The sequence below is a fragment of the Streptomyces sp. 142MFCol3.1 genome (assembly GCF_000424945.1).
Lineage (GTDB): Bacteria > Actinomycetota > Actinomycetes > Streptomycetales > Streptomycetaceae > Streptomyces > Streptomyces siamensis.
Window position 1 is genome coordinate 82241 of record NZ_AUKV01000016.1, and the last position, 15694, is coordinate 97934.

Genomic DNA, 15694 nt, shown 5'->3' on the forward strand with positions numbered 1-15694 from the left:
TGTAGCCGAAGTCGTCCTTCTGACGGCGGCTACGCGGCGGTGGGGCTCGCCGTACCCCAACCGTGGCATTCGGTGCCACCAACAGTCCCTACTCGTGAAGTGATCTCGGCCTGTCTGTCGGCCCGCGCGAGTAGGAGGGCTACGGAATGGAAGGCCCCAACTGCAGCTCACGTTGTTCGGCCGTCTGGGTGAGCGTAGAGGCCGGTTCTCCGGGGGGCTCGGTGAGGCCCGGGACACGACGGTTGCCGCTGGGCCCGGCGCGCGCAGCGCAAGGCGCCTGGGTGATGGCCAGGAGGACGTCATGATGCCTATGGAATCGGCCCTGCAGGTGACGATCTTCGTAGAGGAGTGCGACACCTGGCATCACCGGCCACTGTTCGCGGAGATCGTGCATCGCGCCCATGAGGCGGGGTTGGCCGGCGCGACGGCGTTCCGTGGCGTCGAGGGCTTCGGAGCCTCATCGGTCATGCATGCCCCTCGGCTGCTGTCGCTCGAGCAGGACCTGCCGTTGGTGATCGTCATCGTCGACGAGGAGGAACGAGTACGCCGATTCCTTCCGACGCTGCGCGAGCTGATCGACGAAGGGCTCGTGATCGTCGAAAGGGTCGGGATCATGCGGTGCGCCGACCGGGATTCCGTCCCCGCACAAGTCTGAGGGGGCCGGTTGCCGGCAGACGCCTGAAGGGGCGGGTGCGGATCGTGGGCCGACCCCGGGGCGTCGGCCTAGCCGAAAGCTGCCTGCGCGAAGGTCAGGCCGATGAACACGGCGCCCAACCCTGCCACGATCGAGGCCACTACGTTGACCGCGGCGAGAAAGCGCGCTCCGGCCTCGGCGAGGCTGAGCGTTTCGTAGGAGAACGTCGAGTAGGTGGTCAGGGCCCCGCACAGGCCCGTGCCCAGGAAAAGCTGGACGTTCTGCGAGGCGGCTCCGGCGAGCGTCGCTCCGGTCAGCGTCCCCAGGATCATCGATCCGGTGACATTGGCTCCGAACGTGCCCCAAGGGAACGTGGTTTCATGACGTGCCTGGACGCTCCGGTCGATCAGATACCGCATGGGGGCGCCGATCGCCCCTCCGAGAATGACGAGCAAGAACCTCATGTGGCCGCAGCCTCCCGGCCCTTGTAGTGGACCACCTCGACCGGCTGGACGGTGACGAGGCCGTTGATGGGCAGTTCTTCGAGCTGGGACAGGAAGGCTCGGATGCGGTCCTCTTCATCGATGATGATGACGGCCGTCGGCAGGTCGTCGGCCATGGACAGCAGCCGTGTGGTGTGCACGACCGATGTCGCTCCGAACCCCTCCACACCTCGCAGAACCGTCGCACCGGCCAGGCCGAAGGCATGAGCCCGGTGCACGATCTCCGTGAACAGGGGCTTGTGGTGCCAGGTGTCCGTGTCGTCCACGATGATGGTCAGGCGCAGTGCGTGTCCTTGGAGTCGCATGATCACAGTCCTCTCGTCGCGAGGATTCGTCTGGTGGAGACCATGCCGATTTTCGCCGCGGCCAGTGCGATGACCACGGTCGCCGCCAGGTACGTCAGGGCGAGGCCGGCCCTCTCCGCTCGCACCAGACGTTCGATGTCGACGCAGTACGTGGAGAAGGTCGTGAAGCCTCCCAGAACTCCGGTCCCGAAGAACGGCCGCAGCAACGGGTGCCCGGTGAAGGCTTCCGTGATCATCACCAGGAACACGCCGATGATGAAGCACCCGACCGCATTGACGCCCATGGTCGTCCAGGGGAACGCCGCCTTCCCCGTGGGCCAGATCACCGCTGCTCCGTAGCGGGCACAAGAACCCAGGGCACCGCCCACAGCAATGACCGAAAGGGTCTGCAGATGCGTACGGCGGGCCTCCCGACGCACACGCGCCCGTCCCGCCGCGGAACTCTCCGGGACCGCGGTGGCCGGTGAGCGCTGCGCAGGCCCATCACTCACGTTGCCTCGCCCTCACGAGCCGCAGGACCCCCGGCTCGGGATGAGCACCCGGTGCGGCCGTTCGGAGCTGATCGAAGGTCCCTGACAGGCCGCTTCCTCTACCCACCAACCCTAAGCCTTGACCCGGACAGCACCAGACTCGTGGCTCACTCCCGTCCCGTCCGGCGTCCTTCGCCGTGGTCGCGGTGGTGTTCGGCGTTGCTGCTTTCACCGTCACGAGAACGGGTGCTCTTGACCGGCACCGCCTGACCCACGGGCTCCCGCACTCACCTCCGCGCGTAGACGGTCCCGAACCGGCCCTTCTGCCTACGCCCCCGCGGGGGGTCGGTGGCCCTGAAGCAGGCGATCAGGCGCATGGTGTGCCTGCCGACGGGGCTGCGTGCAGGCCATGGCGGGCCTCGATGGCAGCACGGTCAGAAGCCGGGGGCGGAGCCGACGAAGAACCACAGGGCGGCTGTGTACCACAGCAGTGCGATGGCGATGACCAAGGCGCCGCCGGCGGCCGGAAGGGCCCAACCGGGCAGTCGGCGGCTGCGTACCACCAGCACCTTGGCGACGAACACGCCGTACAGGACGCATCCGGCGATGGAGTGCACCGCCACTCGGCTGCTGGTGAACTCGACTCCGTAGGCGGTGATGCACTGGTAGGCGATGGGCAGCGACAGCAGAAAGGCGAGAAGGCCGATGAGCCGGTGGGTGGGCTGCACCCGGTGCGGCGCGGCGCCCGCTCCGGGTAGCCGCCGGTACATCCACAGTCCGAGCAGCAGTTGGACGACCGCGAGTGCCATCAGAGCACTGCCCAGGCGCGCCTTGAGATCGATGACGCCGACGCCGTGCTGCCCGAACAGGCCCCTGGTGTAGTCGGGTGTGTGCACGCGGCCGAACACATACACCCCCACCGCGACCGCGACCGGCAGCAACGCGATCGAGAAGCCCGCCACCGTTCGTGCGGGGCGCCGCTTCTGCTCGCCCGTGTGCCCGGTCATCAGTCCCCAATCGATCGGGTTCGGCCTTGCTGCCGGATGCGTTGACGACGTACCAGCACTTGAGTGATGCCGTCGGAGTGTTTTCGAGGTGCTGATCAGGCCGCTCCCCACGAACGGGGTCGCCTTGGGCGTGCCGGAGGTGAGCGGCGGCGGGACCCGCGCCGGGCATCCGCAGCACCGCTTCGCGGGTGACACGCCGGCCGGTGACACCGACGGTGAGGAAGCCGGCGCGTCCGGCGCCACAGCGTTCCTTTCATGAGCGCTCCATGGTGTCTGACGGCGCATCCGTGCAGCCGCGGGAAACGACCCCGGCGGACCTCTTCTCCCAGTTGGCCCCGGGTGCTCGGGGCCTGTCCACTCCAACTGGTCTGCCTGGGCGGTCGCTGCTCCATCGGTGAGGTCCCCGTTCACCTGACTTCGGCTCGGCAGGGTGACGTCGAGTCGTCGAGGGCCCGGCCGGTCGGGTGCTCGTCTCGTGCCGCCGGGCCCTGCCCAGCGGCCGTGACGTCTTCCATGGGCGGCCCGGGCACCATGGCGCGGGTTCGTTCGGTCGACGATGGTGCGTCTGTCGCCCTCAATGGGTTCGCCTGCACCCTGAGCCCTGAGCCGGCTGTGTCCGCTTGGTCCGGGCGAGCCGGATCAGGGTGAGTGGGCCGTCAGTCCTCCAGGCGGACCGGCATCAGGATCGAGAAGGCGCCCTCGTCGTCGGGCCGGCGGATCGCGATCGGCGCTGCGGGGGTGTCGAGCTCGAGAATCAGTCGGTCCCGGGCTCCGGCGGCCAGCGCTTCCAGCAGGAACTCACGGTTGACGGCGACGCGGTTCGAGTCCGCGTCACCGTCTGCGCAAAGGGTCGCCGTGCCGCCGTCCTCCACCCTGAGCACGCTGAGGTCGGGCGCTCCGGCCTCTCCCGAACGGACAGGACCGGTCTCCAGGGCTTCCCGGAAGGCCGCCACCTCGACGACGGCGCGGCGCCCCGCGGCCTGCGGGAGGAGACGACGGTAGTCGGGGAAGCCGTGGTCGAGGCACTGACCGGCGGCCAGCCTGTCCCCCGCCTCCAGCGTCACGCGGTCACCGTCGACAGACAGCCGCACGGGTCCCTCGCTGTCCAACAGCGCCCGCATCGCGTCGGCGAGCGGGGTGGGCACGACGACCTGCACTCGACTCCCGTCGTGCCCGGCGATATCGGCCTGCGCGACAGCCATTCGGTACCGGTCAGTAGCCACGACGTGGAGTCTCCCGCCCTCGATGTCGAAAAGGACCCCGCCGAGCATCGGCAGTTCAGGGTCGGTACTCGCCGCGAAACGGACCGCGTCCAGCGCGGCTGCCAGCTCGGGTGCGGCGCTGGACAGCCGGACGGTGGTGATGCGGAGCGAAGTCATGGCATTCTCCCGATGGTCGAGTAGTGCTCGGAGCGCGGAGAACTCGTTGCGGGCATCGGACAGTCCCCGTTCGAGACGGCACAGGTGCGCCTCGAGCAGTTTTCGGACCAGGTCGGTGTCCGCGCCGGACCAGCCGGCCAGCACCAGCCTGATGTCCGGCAGTGGCATTCCGGCCCGGCGCAAGCGGGCCAGCAGCCGGGCCTCTTCGAGCTGCTCGGGTTCGTACCAGCGGTAACCGCTCACCGGATCCACCCAGGCCGGGACCAGCACACCGGCACGGTCGTAGAAACGCAGGGCACTCACGCCCAGACCGCTGTCGCGGGCCATCTCGCCAATGCTGTGCATGTCGCTCTCCACACCCAGCACTCTGGGCCCTGCACAAGGTCGAGGGTCAACCCGGCCCGGGAACGGATCTGGCGACAGCGCAAGGCAGGTACTGCGGCTCGACGGCACTGAGGCGAGACTGCCGGCAGAGGAAGCTGTCCCCCGTCCACAGTCGGTACTGCGGGCGTGTCCGAAACAACCCAGGCGACCACCGTTCCAAACGTGTGTGACGCCAAGCCCCGTCGGTGCGCTGGGCCAGGTGGCTGCGGGGAAACGCGTCCGCCTGCCACTCCTGCACAACCGATGGTTTTCAGCCATCCGCCCGCTGTACGGTACGCGGGGGGCGAAGGCCAGCAAAGGGAAGTTCAGCCTTGACGACCATCCAGCACAGCCGGGCGGGAAGACGGCAGGCCATGCGTCGGATCAAGCCCCGGCGTTCCCCCGCAGCACCCCTGCTCGCGCTCTCCTGGGCGGGAGCGGCCGTCGTGCTGTGGCTGTGGTGGCACAACACCCCGGCCGTCGCCGCGACCACCGCCGACCGACTGGTGAACGCGGGCCGGATCACCGGACTGCTCGCCGGTTACGTGATCGCTTTGGTGATCGCTCAGATGGCGCGCGTCCCGGCCCTCGAACGCCGGGTCGGATCCGACCGCGTGGTCCGCTGGCACGCCCGGAGCGGTCGCTACGCACTGATCCTGACCCTCGCCCACGTCGTCCTGATCACCTACGGGTACGCACTGCAGGCGGACACCGGCCTCGTGGCGCAGACGGTGTCCCTCGTCACCGACTACCCGCACATGATCGAGGCGACCGCCGGCACGCTCCTGCTCCTCCTCGTCGGCTTCGTGTCCGCCGGTGCCGTACGGCGCCGTATGCGCTATGAGCTCTGGTACTACCTGCACCTGCTCACCTACGCCGCGGTCTACCTCGCCTTCTGGCACCAACTCACCACGGGCAACGAGTTCGTGGGCGACCCCACCGCCCGTACAGCCTGGTACGCCCTCTACATCACGGTCGGCGCCCTCCTCCTCTGGTACCGCATCCTCATCCCGGTGCGGCTCAACCTCCGGCACCGCATGCGGGTCGAGTCGATCGTGCAGGAGGCACCCGGCGTGGTCTCCGTACTGATCCGGGGCCGGCGACTGCACCGGCTGGGCGCCGAGGCGGGACAGTTCTTCCGCTGGCGCTTCCTCACCAGGGGGCTGCGGTGGAGCGCCAACCCGTACTCGCTCTCCGCCCCGCCCCGCCCTGACCTGCTGCGGATCACCGTCAAGGCCGTCGGCGGGCACAGCGCGGCGCTCGCCAGGCTGCGGCCGGGCACGCGCGTGTGGGCGGAAGGCCCCTACGGGGCGATGACCGCGGCCCGTCGCAGCCGCGGCAAGGTACTGCTGCTCGCGGGCGGCGCCGGCATCACGCCCCTGCGTGCCCTGTTCGAGACGCTGCCCGGCGCACCCGGCGACCTGACGCTCCTCTACCGGGCCCGCACAGCCGAGGAATTGGCGCTGCGGGACGAACTGGAGGACATCGCGGACGAACGCGGGGCCCAGCTGCTGTACGCGGTCAACAGCCCGGACGGGCGACGACCCGCGATCACCGCGAAGATGCTGCGCAGAATCCTGCCGGACATCGCGCGGCACGACGTGTACCTGTGCGGTCCTCCGGGGCTGGCCGAGGAGTCCTACTCCGCACTGCGCGAGGCAGGGGTCCCGCACCGCCGCATCCACCACGAGTCCTTCGAGTTCTGAGCTGAACTGTGACGCCCCATACCCCTGACACGCTGGGACTCTCATGAGGAAGAGGCATCCGTTCCGTCACGCCCTGCTGGCCACCGTCGGCACCGTCTCCGGCATTGTGCTGCTGCTCGCGCTCAAGCCGACCACCGACCCCTCGCTGGCACAGGCCGAGCCCGCGACGACGTCGGACACCGTCGTGTCCGCGTCCCCGTCGGCGTCCTCACACGCCGCGTCCGCGTCCGCGTCGCCGTCGCCTTCGCCGTCGAAGACCCCGAAGAAGAAGCACACCGCGTCCTCTTCCCCCTCCGCGAGCGCGTCCCGCACGGCATCGGCCGCCCCCACGAAGACCAGCAGCGCGCCCTCCGCCCCGAAGACCACCTCGGCCGCCCCCACCACCCGTACCGTCACCGGCACCACGGCCCAGACGAAGTACGGACCGGTCCAGGTGCGGATCACCCTCACCGGCAGCAAGATCACCGGAGCTACCGCCGTCCAGTCCCCCGACGAGGCGGCGCGCAGCAAGGACATCAACTCCACCGCCATCCCCAAACTCAATCAGGAGACGCTGCAGGCACAGAGCGCGGACATCGACACGGTGTCCGGCGCCACGTACACCAGCGCGGGCTACAAGCAGTCCCTGCAGAGTGCCCTGGACCGGGCCGGCGGGTGAGCCGGGCAGCGTACTCAGCAGAGCGGCCGCCGCAGCGGCCGGCCGGCGGTGCGCTCGGCCTGGACAGGACCACCGCTCATGGCGCCCGGCAACGGCGCGCCGACAGCCCGACCGTGTCGCGCGTTCAGCGACCGGCAAGGTCCGGGCGGAGGAACGCCTTTGCGTGCCCGGCCGACGGAGTCTGCCGGGTGGGTGCCTGGCGCAAGATCCGGAAAGTCACTAGCATGCGGCCGATCCGGCCACAATCGGATCGGGCGGGCGATCTTCCCCGGAGGAGCGGGAGCACACTCCGCTGCAAGAGCCCCGTTCGTCTCCGGGAGGGAACGGTGTCGCAGTCCCCCAGGTTCTCGAGTCGCCTCACTGGCTGGTTTGCATCGGTCACCCACTACGGTGCGTGGCCCATCCGAGTGAGCGCCGTTGATTCCTCCAAGGGACGTAGTTCAGGCCACGGCAGGGAGATCCAGTGAAAGACGTCGGGCCGGTGCGTACTGCTGTACGAGAGGATGAGTCCAGTCCCGGCGCCTTCCAGGCCAGCGCGAGCATCGTGCAGGCGGGCTTCTTCTGCTGGGAGATCGCCACAGGCGAGGTGAGCTGCGATCCGCTCACCCTCGCCCTGCACGGCATGCCCGAGGACGGCCCGTCGGACATCTCGAACTTCCTGGCCGCAGTGCACGAGTCCGATCTGGCCGATGTGCGCGATGCCTTGGGACTGATAGCGGAATCCTGCGGCAACTACCAGATCGAGTACCGGGTCACTTCCGACGACGACCGGCACCGGTCCCTGGAAGCCCGGGGCCGCGTACTGCCCGGCGCCGACGGGCTGCCGGCCCGCATGGTCGGAGTGGTCATGGACACCACGGCCGTCCACGAACGCCACGAGGCGGAGAAGCGGCGGTTGTACGAGCGCGCCACCCGTGACCGCTGGATGCGGGAGCTGACCGCGGCTCTGGCCGCCGCGGTGACGGTCAAGGACATCATGGCCGCCGCACACGCAGGACTGCGTACCTTCGGAGCGGACGCGCTGGCGGTGATCGCCCCGGAGGGAGACCGGTTGACCGTCGTCGCCTCGTGCGCCGACGACGAGCAGGGCGAGGACTCCCTGCGAGTCCTCGGCTCCACGGCCCGCACACTCGTGGAGGAGTCACTCGACCGCGGGGCGCCCGTTCTCATCGGCTCAGCGGACGCGCTGATCACCGGTTATCCGCACCTGGCACCGCACGCGCAGTCGGCCCCACAGGCGTGGGCGGTACTGCCGCTCACGGACTCGCGCGGCCGCGTCAGTTCCTGCCTCGTCGGTTTCCCCGAGCCGCAGGAATTCCTGCCCGAGGAACGGGCCCTCCTGGTCGCCGCCACGGGACTGCTCGCCCAGTCACTGGAGCGAGCCGGCATGTACGAGTCGGAACACGCACTCGCCACCGAGCTCCAGCGCGGCATGCTGCCGCGCGGGCCGCTCACGGTGCCGGGTGTGACCATCGCCGCCCGCTACCAGGCCGCCACCTCCGGCATGTGGATCGGTGGCGACTGGTACGACGCCATCAGCCTGCCCGACGGCGGCGTAGCCCTGGTCATAGGAGATGTGCAGGGGCACAGCGTTCACGCCGCTTCTCTCATGGGGCGGCTGCGTACCGCCGTACACGCCTACGCGAACGAAGGACACACGCCCGCGGCCGTCCTGGAACGCACCAACCGCCTGCTGGCCGAACTGAACACCGACCCGGACAGGGCCCTGTTCGCGACATGCTGCTACATCGCACTCAACCCGTCCGACGGAACGCTCCGGGTGTGCCGGGCGGGCCATCCGGCCCCAGCACTGATCACGCCCCGCAAGCCGCCGCGCCTCCTGGAGGTCCCCGGCGGTCTCCCCCTGGGGATCGACCGGGAGCAGCGGTACCCGACCACCCGCTTGCGGATCGCTCCGGGCAGCGTGCTCGCGCTGACCACCGACGGCCTGCTCGAGGCCGTGAACAAGGACATCGACCAGGGCATCGAGAGGTTCCTCCGGGGTCTGCGAGGGGCTCCCACGGCGGACCTGGAGACCGTTGTCGACGACCTCCTTGCCGGTACGCAGAAGGCTCACGGCTTGGGCGACGACGTGGCTCTGCTCCTGGCTCGTCTGAACAGGCCCGGCCGCCACAGCTGACCCGGTCCTGACCCGGCCTGTTCTCAACAGGCGTGTATCGCCGGGTACTTGTATGGGCGGCCAACCGAATTTGCCCGGTCTGTGACGCTCCCCCGCGCACGGCGATGAGGACCGAAGACACGAGACCTTGGTCGAACGCCTTCGACAGGCAGGGTAATTTACGTCGATGGCGGGGACTGCCTGGTCGTGCTCCATGCGAGTTCTGGCGTGCTGCATCGGCAGTGTCGCCGGACGTCGCGAATGGCAGAGGATCACCGAGAAGCGAGCTGACGTATGGACAATTTCCGGATACCGGACCTTCACATACCCGTACCGGCAGCGCTCAATCCGGAACTCCAGGAGGCTGCCACGGCGGCCGAGGCGTGGCTGGACGAGTTCGGCCTGGTGCCCACGGAGGAGGCGCGTCGGCATGTGCAGCGCACTCGCGTGGACCGGCTCACCGCGTGGCTGTGCCCGAACGCTTCACAGGACGCGCTGACGCTGATCACCCAGTGGAACGCATGGCTCTTCCAGTTGGACGACCAGTTCGACGACGACCCGGTGCGCGGTTACCGGCCGGAGCGGTGGCGGGAGGCGTTCGGGCCGTTGTTCGCCGTATTCGACGGACATGTTGCGGCCGGGCGGCTGGCGCGTTCCCTGGCTGATCTTTGGCGCCGTACGACGGATGTTCGCTCTTCCATGTGGCAGCGCCGATTCGTCCCGCACCTGTTGTGGTATTTCGACAGCTATCGGGCCGATATGATCCATCGCGAGCAGGGGCGTGTGCCCGGCCTGCAGCAATACCTGGCGCACCGCCGTGCCTCGTTCGCATTCGACGCCGTCCTTGACCTGATGGAAATCGGCACCGGTGTGGACCTGCCCGACCAACTGCACGCCAACCCTGCCTTCGCCGACATGCGAGAGGCAGTGATCTACGCGAATGCCTGCATCAACGACCTCTACTCGCTGCCCAAAGAGGTCGCCCATGACTATGCGTTCAACGCGGTCACGGTGATCCGCCATCACCACCGGTGCAGCCTCCAGGAGGCCGCGGAGCGAGTGGCCTTGATGCAGGCCGGATACGTCCAGCGCATCCTTGATCTCGAACAGGTCCTGCCCGGGAGGCTGAGCCGTTCCGGCCTCGCCGACGCCGCCGTCGACGACGCGCTGCGCTGTGTCAGTGACTTCAAAACGCTCACCGCCGGGAACGTCGCCTGGTCGAAGGAGACTGGTCGCTATGCGGAGATAGAGGCCCAACCGACTTATCTGGCCGACCTGTTCATTCCGTAGGACCCTCGGCCATCGTCCACGTGCGCCGCAGCTCACGCCGCCATGGCCCGCGGATCGACACCACGGCCGTTTCGGCGAGATTCTCCGGGGTTGACGGTGTCATTTGATCGACAGCAAGGAACCACGACTGATCGGCAGCAAGAAATCACGACACCACTCGGGCTACTCCACCTCGATGCCGTAATCCTGGACGAGCTCCTCCAGGCCTCCCCTGTAGCCCTTTCCGCCCAGTACGAAGTCCCAGTCGCCACTTGACCTTCGGCGGAAGGAGCCGAGGACCAGCGCCGTTTCGCCTGCGCGGCCGTCAGAGACCTCAAGCCGGTCGACATCGCTCATCGACCGGTCGAGCAACCGGATACAGGCATCGGTGAAGCCGGAGAGGTCAGCGTCCGGATTGACCTCAGGATCCACGGCCGCGACCAGGACGAACCGGTCAGCGCCCCGCGGCAGCGCGTCGAAGGCGACCCTGATCGCCGCTTTGTCCGGCGCCGAGGCCGGCACCGCACGTACCGAACCGTCCGGCGTCTGCGGGTTGTTGAAGAAGACGAAGTGGTCCTCACTGATGACCCGATTGCCCGGAGGCTCCCCCCGACTCGGGCGGTCAGCCGCCGATGTCAGCTCCCTGTGGCGGCCTTGACCTGCCAAAACGCTGTGTCAGCCGGTCCCCCGGGGGTTAGGATCCGCTGCCGACCTGCGGGAAGTCCGACCGGGCGGCTTCCCGGAGGTGTGAAGTGGCTGAAGCAGTCAGGTTGCCGCGTGGGCAGGCCCGGTTCGCCTGCGGTGCGCTCGCCGCGTTCGCGCTGGTGACTGTCGCGGCCGCGCTGGCGGCCTGGCACAAGTACCAGCTGCTGGCGCAACCGCTGACGCCGGGACCCTACGTCGACAACCCACTGGTCGAGGTCGACACGTACTTCAGAAACCTCATGGGCTGGCGCACAGGGCTGCTCCTCGTGGCCCTGCTGCAGTTCAGCATCTGGCTCGCCACCATGCGCGATGTCGCGGACGTGCTCTGGCGACAGGGACAACGGTGGCGTAGGGCGTGGCTGGTCTTCGGCTGGGTGATACCGGTTGTGCAGCTCTTCGTGCCCAAGATGTTCGTCAACGACCTGTGGGCCGCCGCCCGGCCGGAACCGCAGCGCCGACGCGGACATCCTCTGCTGACGGCGTGGTGGCTGTCTGTCCTGGCCGCAGCCAATGCTTATACCGTCGGCGACGCCTCCAAGGATTTGAAGAAGGCCGTCACCACGGCCCAAGCTCGGGACGCCCTGCGGCAGATCATGTTCAGCGACGGCCTGTACATCTGCGCCGCCGCGCTGTCGATCGTGGTCGTCCGGGCGCTCGTCCAGAGGTTGGAGCACGCCGCTGCGAAGGCGCCCGCCGAGGTCTGGTCGACGGGGCTGCTGTAGGACGCCGACGGCGCGTCGAAGGCAGTCGGACATTTCGAAGAAGCTATTCGACATGTGGTCGGACCCGTGGGCCGTGGTGGCCGAAGCCGATCGAGTGGAGTGGCGTTTCATACCGCTCGAAAGCGTCGGCCCTCTGCGCTTCGGCATGAGTGCGAAGGAAGCAGTTGCCACGTTGGAGGGGCTGGGATTCACCGGCGAACCCGTCGGAGTCGGCGGCAGGTTTGGCCCCCATGGACAGTCAGGCGTTGAATTCCGCGCGGCGAAGACGCCTGTCCAGACCCTCCTCAATCCGATGTCACGCCGGGCTGAGGGCGACGTCGGCTTCACCGGGTCGGACCAAGCACCTCGTCGGCGCTGCGGGGTTCTCTACGCGGCTGCTGGTTGAGCTTGTGACGCGCGATGGAGGACCGCCGGTAGACCTCCTTGCGGGCCCGCATGATGTTGCCCAGGGGCGCGTGCTCGGCGGTGACCCGCCAGGGCGTGAAGGACAGTGAGTCCATCTTCTCCAGGTTCTCCGGTCCGGAGATGTCCTGCTGCGGCAGCCGCAGCTTGGCCACGGTGACGGACGGCGAGAGCTGCTCGGGCCACTCCACGGTCGTGTCCTCTACCGGCATGCGCGCCAGGTCGGTGCAGAGCTGGACCTGGATGTCGAAGGCGTAGGGCCGCTCCCGCAGCTCGGCCTCCAGGGCCGGTCGGAAGACCTCCGCCGCCGAGCTCGGATCGATGTCCCGCCGCACCACCGCGGCGGCGAAGTCCGGGTCGGGCGTTATGCGGACCTTGGCGATGTAGTCCCCGTGCCGGACCGCGCCCATCGTCCAGTAGCTCGACAGCAGTACGTTTGCCGGAGGGGTCTTCGACAGGCGCAGAAAAGCCAGGAACTCGTCCCACGCCCAGTTGTCCTGGTCCAGCGTTCCCTTTCCGGTCAGGAACTCGGTGAAGAAGCGATGCGCTCCGGGTCGGCCCTGGGAGAAGTAGGCCGGCGCGTTCAGGAACAGATCCTGGATGAACAGGTAGTGCTCGACCGTGTTGCAGAAGAAGATCGGTCCGTTGATGTTGGCGTAGTCGAAGGTGCCCGTGTCCGGTTCGTCTTCCAGCAGGGTCGGGCCGGGGATGTCGAACATCTTCAGTGCCAGTCCGGTGGCCGCGCCCAGCCGTGCGTCGGCTCCGGCGTGCGGCGAGCCGTTGGAGAAGCGGATGAGCGCGTCGTGGGTTCCCGGCGTCGCGTAGATGCCTTGGGCGTACTCGGGAGGTAGCCCGTCCAGGATCTCCACTTCCCCTCGGACCAGCCCGTAGCCCTTGGCATGGGCATCGCGCAGGGCCCGGCCGGTGCCACCGGCTTCGACGGATTCCGCGATGTAGCCCTCGGTCTTGCTGATCACCGTCTGCAGGTTGCGGTCGAAGTGCGGATCGTCGGCTTCGACGTCGGGCGTATAGCGGACGAACTGTGCTGCCATGGTGTCCAACCCTCCTCGAAGACCGTGGTGGAAACCGCCCTCAGTCCTCCAGCTCCGCGAGCCAGCGCAAGGCGCGCAGCCCCGGTACAAAGCAGTACTCGCCGCCCCGGGTGACCACGAAGCTGGGCAGGTTCCGCAGACGCCGCCGGACCGGCCTCTCCGGGATGGTCAGGGTGCCGGTCCCGCCGTGATGCCCGGCCACCGCGTCCTTCTCGCCGGGGTAGCCGATGAAGTTGCCGTCGTTGATCCATTGGGCCTTGATGAACTCGAACTGCCGTTCCAGGTGGGCGCCGAGGAACACTCCGACCAAACCACGGTCGGCACCGTCGTCCTCCAGCACACCCTCCGGTAGCGGCGGGCCGTAGGTGGTGCCGCGGCGGATGAGGCGATGCATCCGTGCGTCGCCGATGATGGTGGAATCGCGGGGGTTGGTGCGCCGGATGTGCGCACCGGCAGGGCACCGGAAGCCGCGATCGTCGTGCTCCCGGTACAGAAAATTGTTGACGCGGTGCGGATCCGCCGCCAGCTCAGGATCGTCGTGCTCCGGCGCCAGCGCCAGCGGCGCCCCGCTGGGCCAGCGCCCGACCATCTTCGCCGCCAGGAGTGCCTCCTCCTCGGCGCTGGAGCTGTTCGCACGCAGAAACCGGCGCCAGGCCGCCACGTTGGTGTGGGCCTTGCGCACGGCCGCGTAGGTCCCGTTGCGGCCCAGCACATCGGGGGTGGGCATGGGCGGCAGACTGCCGGTTTCGTCGGGGTAGCCGAGAATGAACTCGCCGGCTTTGATGGGGGCTTCCTGCGGGTTGGAGCCGGGCAGTCCGACGCCCTCGATGTTCGGATGGCTGATGCCGTCCCGGAAGCCGAAGGTGGTGCGCCCGGTCGGGAGCTGGCGGACCTCCTGCTGCCAGATCACCTGGACACCGGGCGTGTCCTCGAAGGCGACACGGGCCTGCTCCAGCTTCTTGCTCAGCTGCGCCGCATCGGAGGCGAGGGCGCTCAGAGCGATATGGACATCGCCCGTTCCGAACGGTGCCTCCCAGTGGGCCGGGGCACTCTCGCCCACGTCGCCGATCAGCTCCGCTCGGGCGGCCATGCCCTCACGAAACGCCCGCGGAAAGCTGTCCAGGGACTCCTGGGGCACCCCCAGGGCTTTCAGCCCCTGATAGGTGAGCCCCACGGACACCCAGGCATCCTGGCTCCGGTCCGAGCCGGGCAGACCGCCCGAGGTCACCGGAAGCAGCCGCCGCAGCATGGCGCGACCGGCGTGGCGGTCATCGACGCGCAGGAAGACGAACTTTCCCTCGTAGGGCACGGGCCGCGGACGTAGGGCCCCGCTCTGGACGTCGTCGATCTCGACGCGCATGCCGGCCGCGCTGTGACTGTCCGCAGTGTTCATGATCGCTTGCGCCTCCACATCGGTCTCCGCTTACGCAGCCCCGCAATGGCCGGCCCGCGCCCGCCGATGCAGTCCGCCATCGGACCCGGTCCGAGAGTCGGTTACGTCGGGTTCTAGGCCGAGGCTTCCTCCAACAGCTTCTGGAACGCGGGCGTTGCCACCAATTCCGCGTTGGCCGGGTTCTCCAGCGCCGCCCGGAACTCGGGGGTGTCCAGCACCTCCTGGAACGCTTCGTCCACGCGCTGGTCCTTGTAGATCTGCTGAACGGTCAGATCGGGGTAGGCGCTGACGAAGACCCCTGCGGGCTCCTGATGGGCGAGGAACCAGTCCTTGGCCCCGGGATCTTTGACGCCAGGGAACCCTTCGCTGTGCGAGAAGACCTTGTCGAAGCGGGCCCCGACCACCGTCCTGGCGAAGTCGTCGATGTAGGTGTCCCAGGAGCCGTCGAAGACGCTGGCGAACATGAACCTGGTGTCGTTGTCGAAAATGACGTGCCGTGCGTCATGCAGCGTGCCGATCTGGCGCAGCGCCGCATGGACATTCTCGTCATTCGCCGCATCACTCAGCATGGCGAGATCCTCACGCAACGCATCGGCCTCGCCCTGCTTGATCTTGGTGAAAACGGTGAACTCGTTGGAGACCCCATCCGTCCGGCCCGGGTGCTCAGGGTGCGCCGGCCGGGTTGCACCTGTCGCAGTCATCGCGAGGCTCTCCTGCCGCAGATCGGTGCGAGGGTGCCAAGCGCTCGGGCATGAGGCGCCATCGCCCCCACATCGTCGATCCTGCCTTCGGCTGAGCCGCCTCGCATCTCGGCCCCTGGGCGTAGCGCTCACCTTGAACGGCGTCTCGAGAAACTCCGACCCCTGCGGGCCGCCTGCCCGGTGCGGCAGGTCAACGCCGACGTCCTCACGCGTCCCGAGAGGCTCCCGAGGACAGATCGGGCCAGGCGCAGGAAGATGGAATGTCGTGAGACGTGCCAAGTACGTCGTGATCACCGTTGTCGGGCA

At 68.3% G+C, this 15694-nt stretch carries 14 protein-coding genes and 1 pseudogene; 6 read left to right on the forward strand and 9 right to left on the reverse strand.

The window, feature by feature from the left end; translation table 11 throughout:
- Window positions 1-301: 301 nt before the first annotated feature.
- Window positions 302-655 (forward strand): DUF190 domain-containing protein, encoded by a 354-nt coding sequence (locus H305_RS0123825; protein ID WP_028802607.1) that lies wholly within the window; start codon window positions 302-304, stop codon window positions 653-655.
- Between the two features lie 68 nt (window positions 656-723).
- Here the strand turns inward: H305_RS0123825 and crcB are convergent, their stop codons facing one another.
- From crcB to H305_RS0123855, 5 genes are all read right to left on the reverse strand, one after another.
- Window positions 724-1098, reverse strand: a complete 375-nt coding sequence (gene crcB, locus H305_RS0123830; RefSeq protein ID WP_028802608.1) for a fluoride efflux transporter CrcB — start codon at window positions 1096-1098, stop codon at window positions 724-726.
- On the reverse strand, window positions 1095-1445 hold the full coding sequence (locus tag H305_RS0123835) for a DUF190 domain-containing protein (RefSeq protein WP_028802609.1): 351 nt from the start codon (window positions 1443-1445) through the stop codon (window positions 1095-1097). Before H305_RS0123835 ends, crcB begins: the two co-directional genes overlap by 4 nt.
- Window positions 1445-1933: a fluoride efflux transporter FluC gene (locus H305_RS0123840; RefSeq protein ID WP_107440085.1), complete on the reverse strand. Its 489-nt coding sequence runs from the start codon at window positions 1931-1933 to the stop codon at window positions 1445-1447. Before H305_RS0123840 ends, H305_RS0123835 begins: the two co-directional genes overlap by 1 nt.
- 413 nt (window positions 1934-2346) lie before the next feature.
- The gene (locus tag H305_RS0123845) at window positions 2347-2919 is read right to left on the reverse strand and encodes a DUF6529 family protein (RefSeq protein ID WP_199791448.1); all 573 of its coding nucleotides are present in this window, start codon (window positions 2917-2919) and stop codon (window positions 2347-2349) included.
- Window positions 2920-3575: 656 nt separating this feature from the next.
- Complete coding sequence (locus tag H305_RS0123855) at window positions 3576-4643, reverse strand: MerR family transcriptional regulator (RefSeq protein WP_078629214.1); 1068 nt, start codon at window positions 4641-4643, stop codon at window positions 3576-3578.
- 392 nt (window positions 4644-5035) lie between these two features.
- On the opposite strand from H305_RS0123855, the gene H305_RS0123860 reads away from it, so the two are divergent.
- From H305_RS0123860 to H305_RS0123875, 4 genes are all read left to right on the forward strand, one after another.
- The gene (locus tag H305_RS0123860; protein WP_051370879.1) at window positions 5036-6367 is read left to right on the forward strand and encodes a ferric reductase-like transmembrane domain-containing protein; all 1332 of its coding nucleotides are present in this window, start codon (window positions 5036-5038) and stop codon (window positions 6365-6367) included.
- A 43-nt stretch (window positions 6368-6410) separates the two neighbouring features.
- Window positions 6411-7025: an FMN-binding protein gene (locus tag H305_RS50965; RefSeq protein WP_028802614.1), complete on the forward strand. Its 615-nt coding sequence runs from the start codon at window positions 6411-6413 to the stop codon at window positions 7023-7025.
- Window positions 7026-7488: 463 nt separating this feature from the next.
- On the forward strand, window positions 7489-9165 hold the full coding sequence (locus H305_RS46880) for a PP2C family protein-serine/threonine phosphatase (RefSeq protein ID WP_051370885.1): 1677 nt from the start codon (window positions 7489-7491) through the stop codon (window positions 9163-9165).
- Window positions 9166-9438: 273 nt separating this feature from the next.
- The gene (locus H305_RS0123875) at window positions 9439-10434 is read left to right on the forward strand and encodes a terpene synthase family protein (RefSeq protein WP_028802615.1); all 996 of its coding nucleotides are present in this window, start codon (window positions 9439-9441) and stop codon (window positions 10432-10434) included.
- A gap of 162 nt (window positions 10435-10596) precedes the next feature.
- On the opposite strand, the pseudogene H305_RS0123880 reads toward H305_RS0123875, so the two are convergent.
- Window positions 10597-11010: pseudogene (locus tag H305_RS0123880) on the reverse strand (TerD family protein); the annotation flags it as partial.
- Between the two features lie 155 nt (window positions 11011-11165).
- On the opposite strand from H305_RS0123880, the gene H305_RS49505 reads away from it, so the two are divergent.
- Window positions 11166-11840 carry a DUF4328 domain-containing protein gene (locus tag H305_RS49505; RefSeq protein ID WP_158690568.1) on the forward strand — a complete coding sequence of 225 codons (675 nt, stop codon included), beginning with the start codon at window positions 11166-11168 and terminating at the stop codon, window positions 11838-11840.
- 323 nt (window positions 11841-12163) lie between these two features.
- On the opposite strand, the gene H305_RS0123890 is transcribed toward H305_RS49505, so the two are convergent.
- From H305_RS0123890 to H305_RS0123900, 3 genes are all read right to left on the reverse strand, one after another.
- Entirely contained in the window at window positions 12164-13294 is a 1131-nt protein-coding gene (locus tag H305_RS0123890) for a catalase family protein (RefSeq protein WP_028802618.1), read from the reverse strand.
- A gap of 40 nt (window positions 13295-13334) precedes the next feature.
- Complete coding sequence (locus H305_RS0123895; protein ID WP_051370902.1) at window positions 13335-14687, reverse strand: Dyp-type peroxidase; 1353 nt, start codon at window positions 14685-14687, stop codon at window positions 13335-13337.
- 113 nt (window positions 14688-14800) lie between these two features.
- A complete protein-coding gene (locus H305_RS0123900; RefSeq protein WP_051370887.1) occupies window positions 14801-15388 on the reverse strand; it encodes a hypothetical protein in 588 nt (195 codons plus the stop codon).
- Between the last annotated feature and the right edge of the window lie 306 nt (window positions 15389-15694).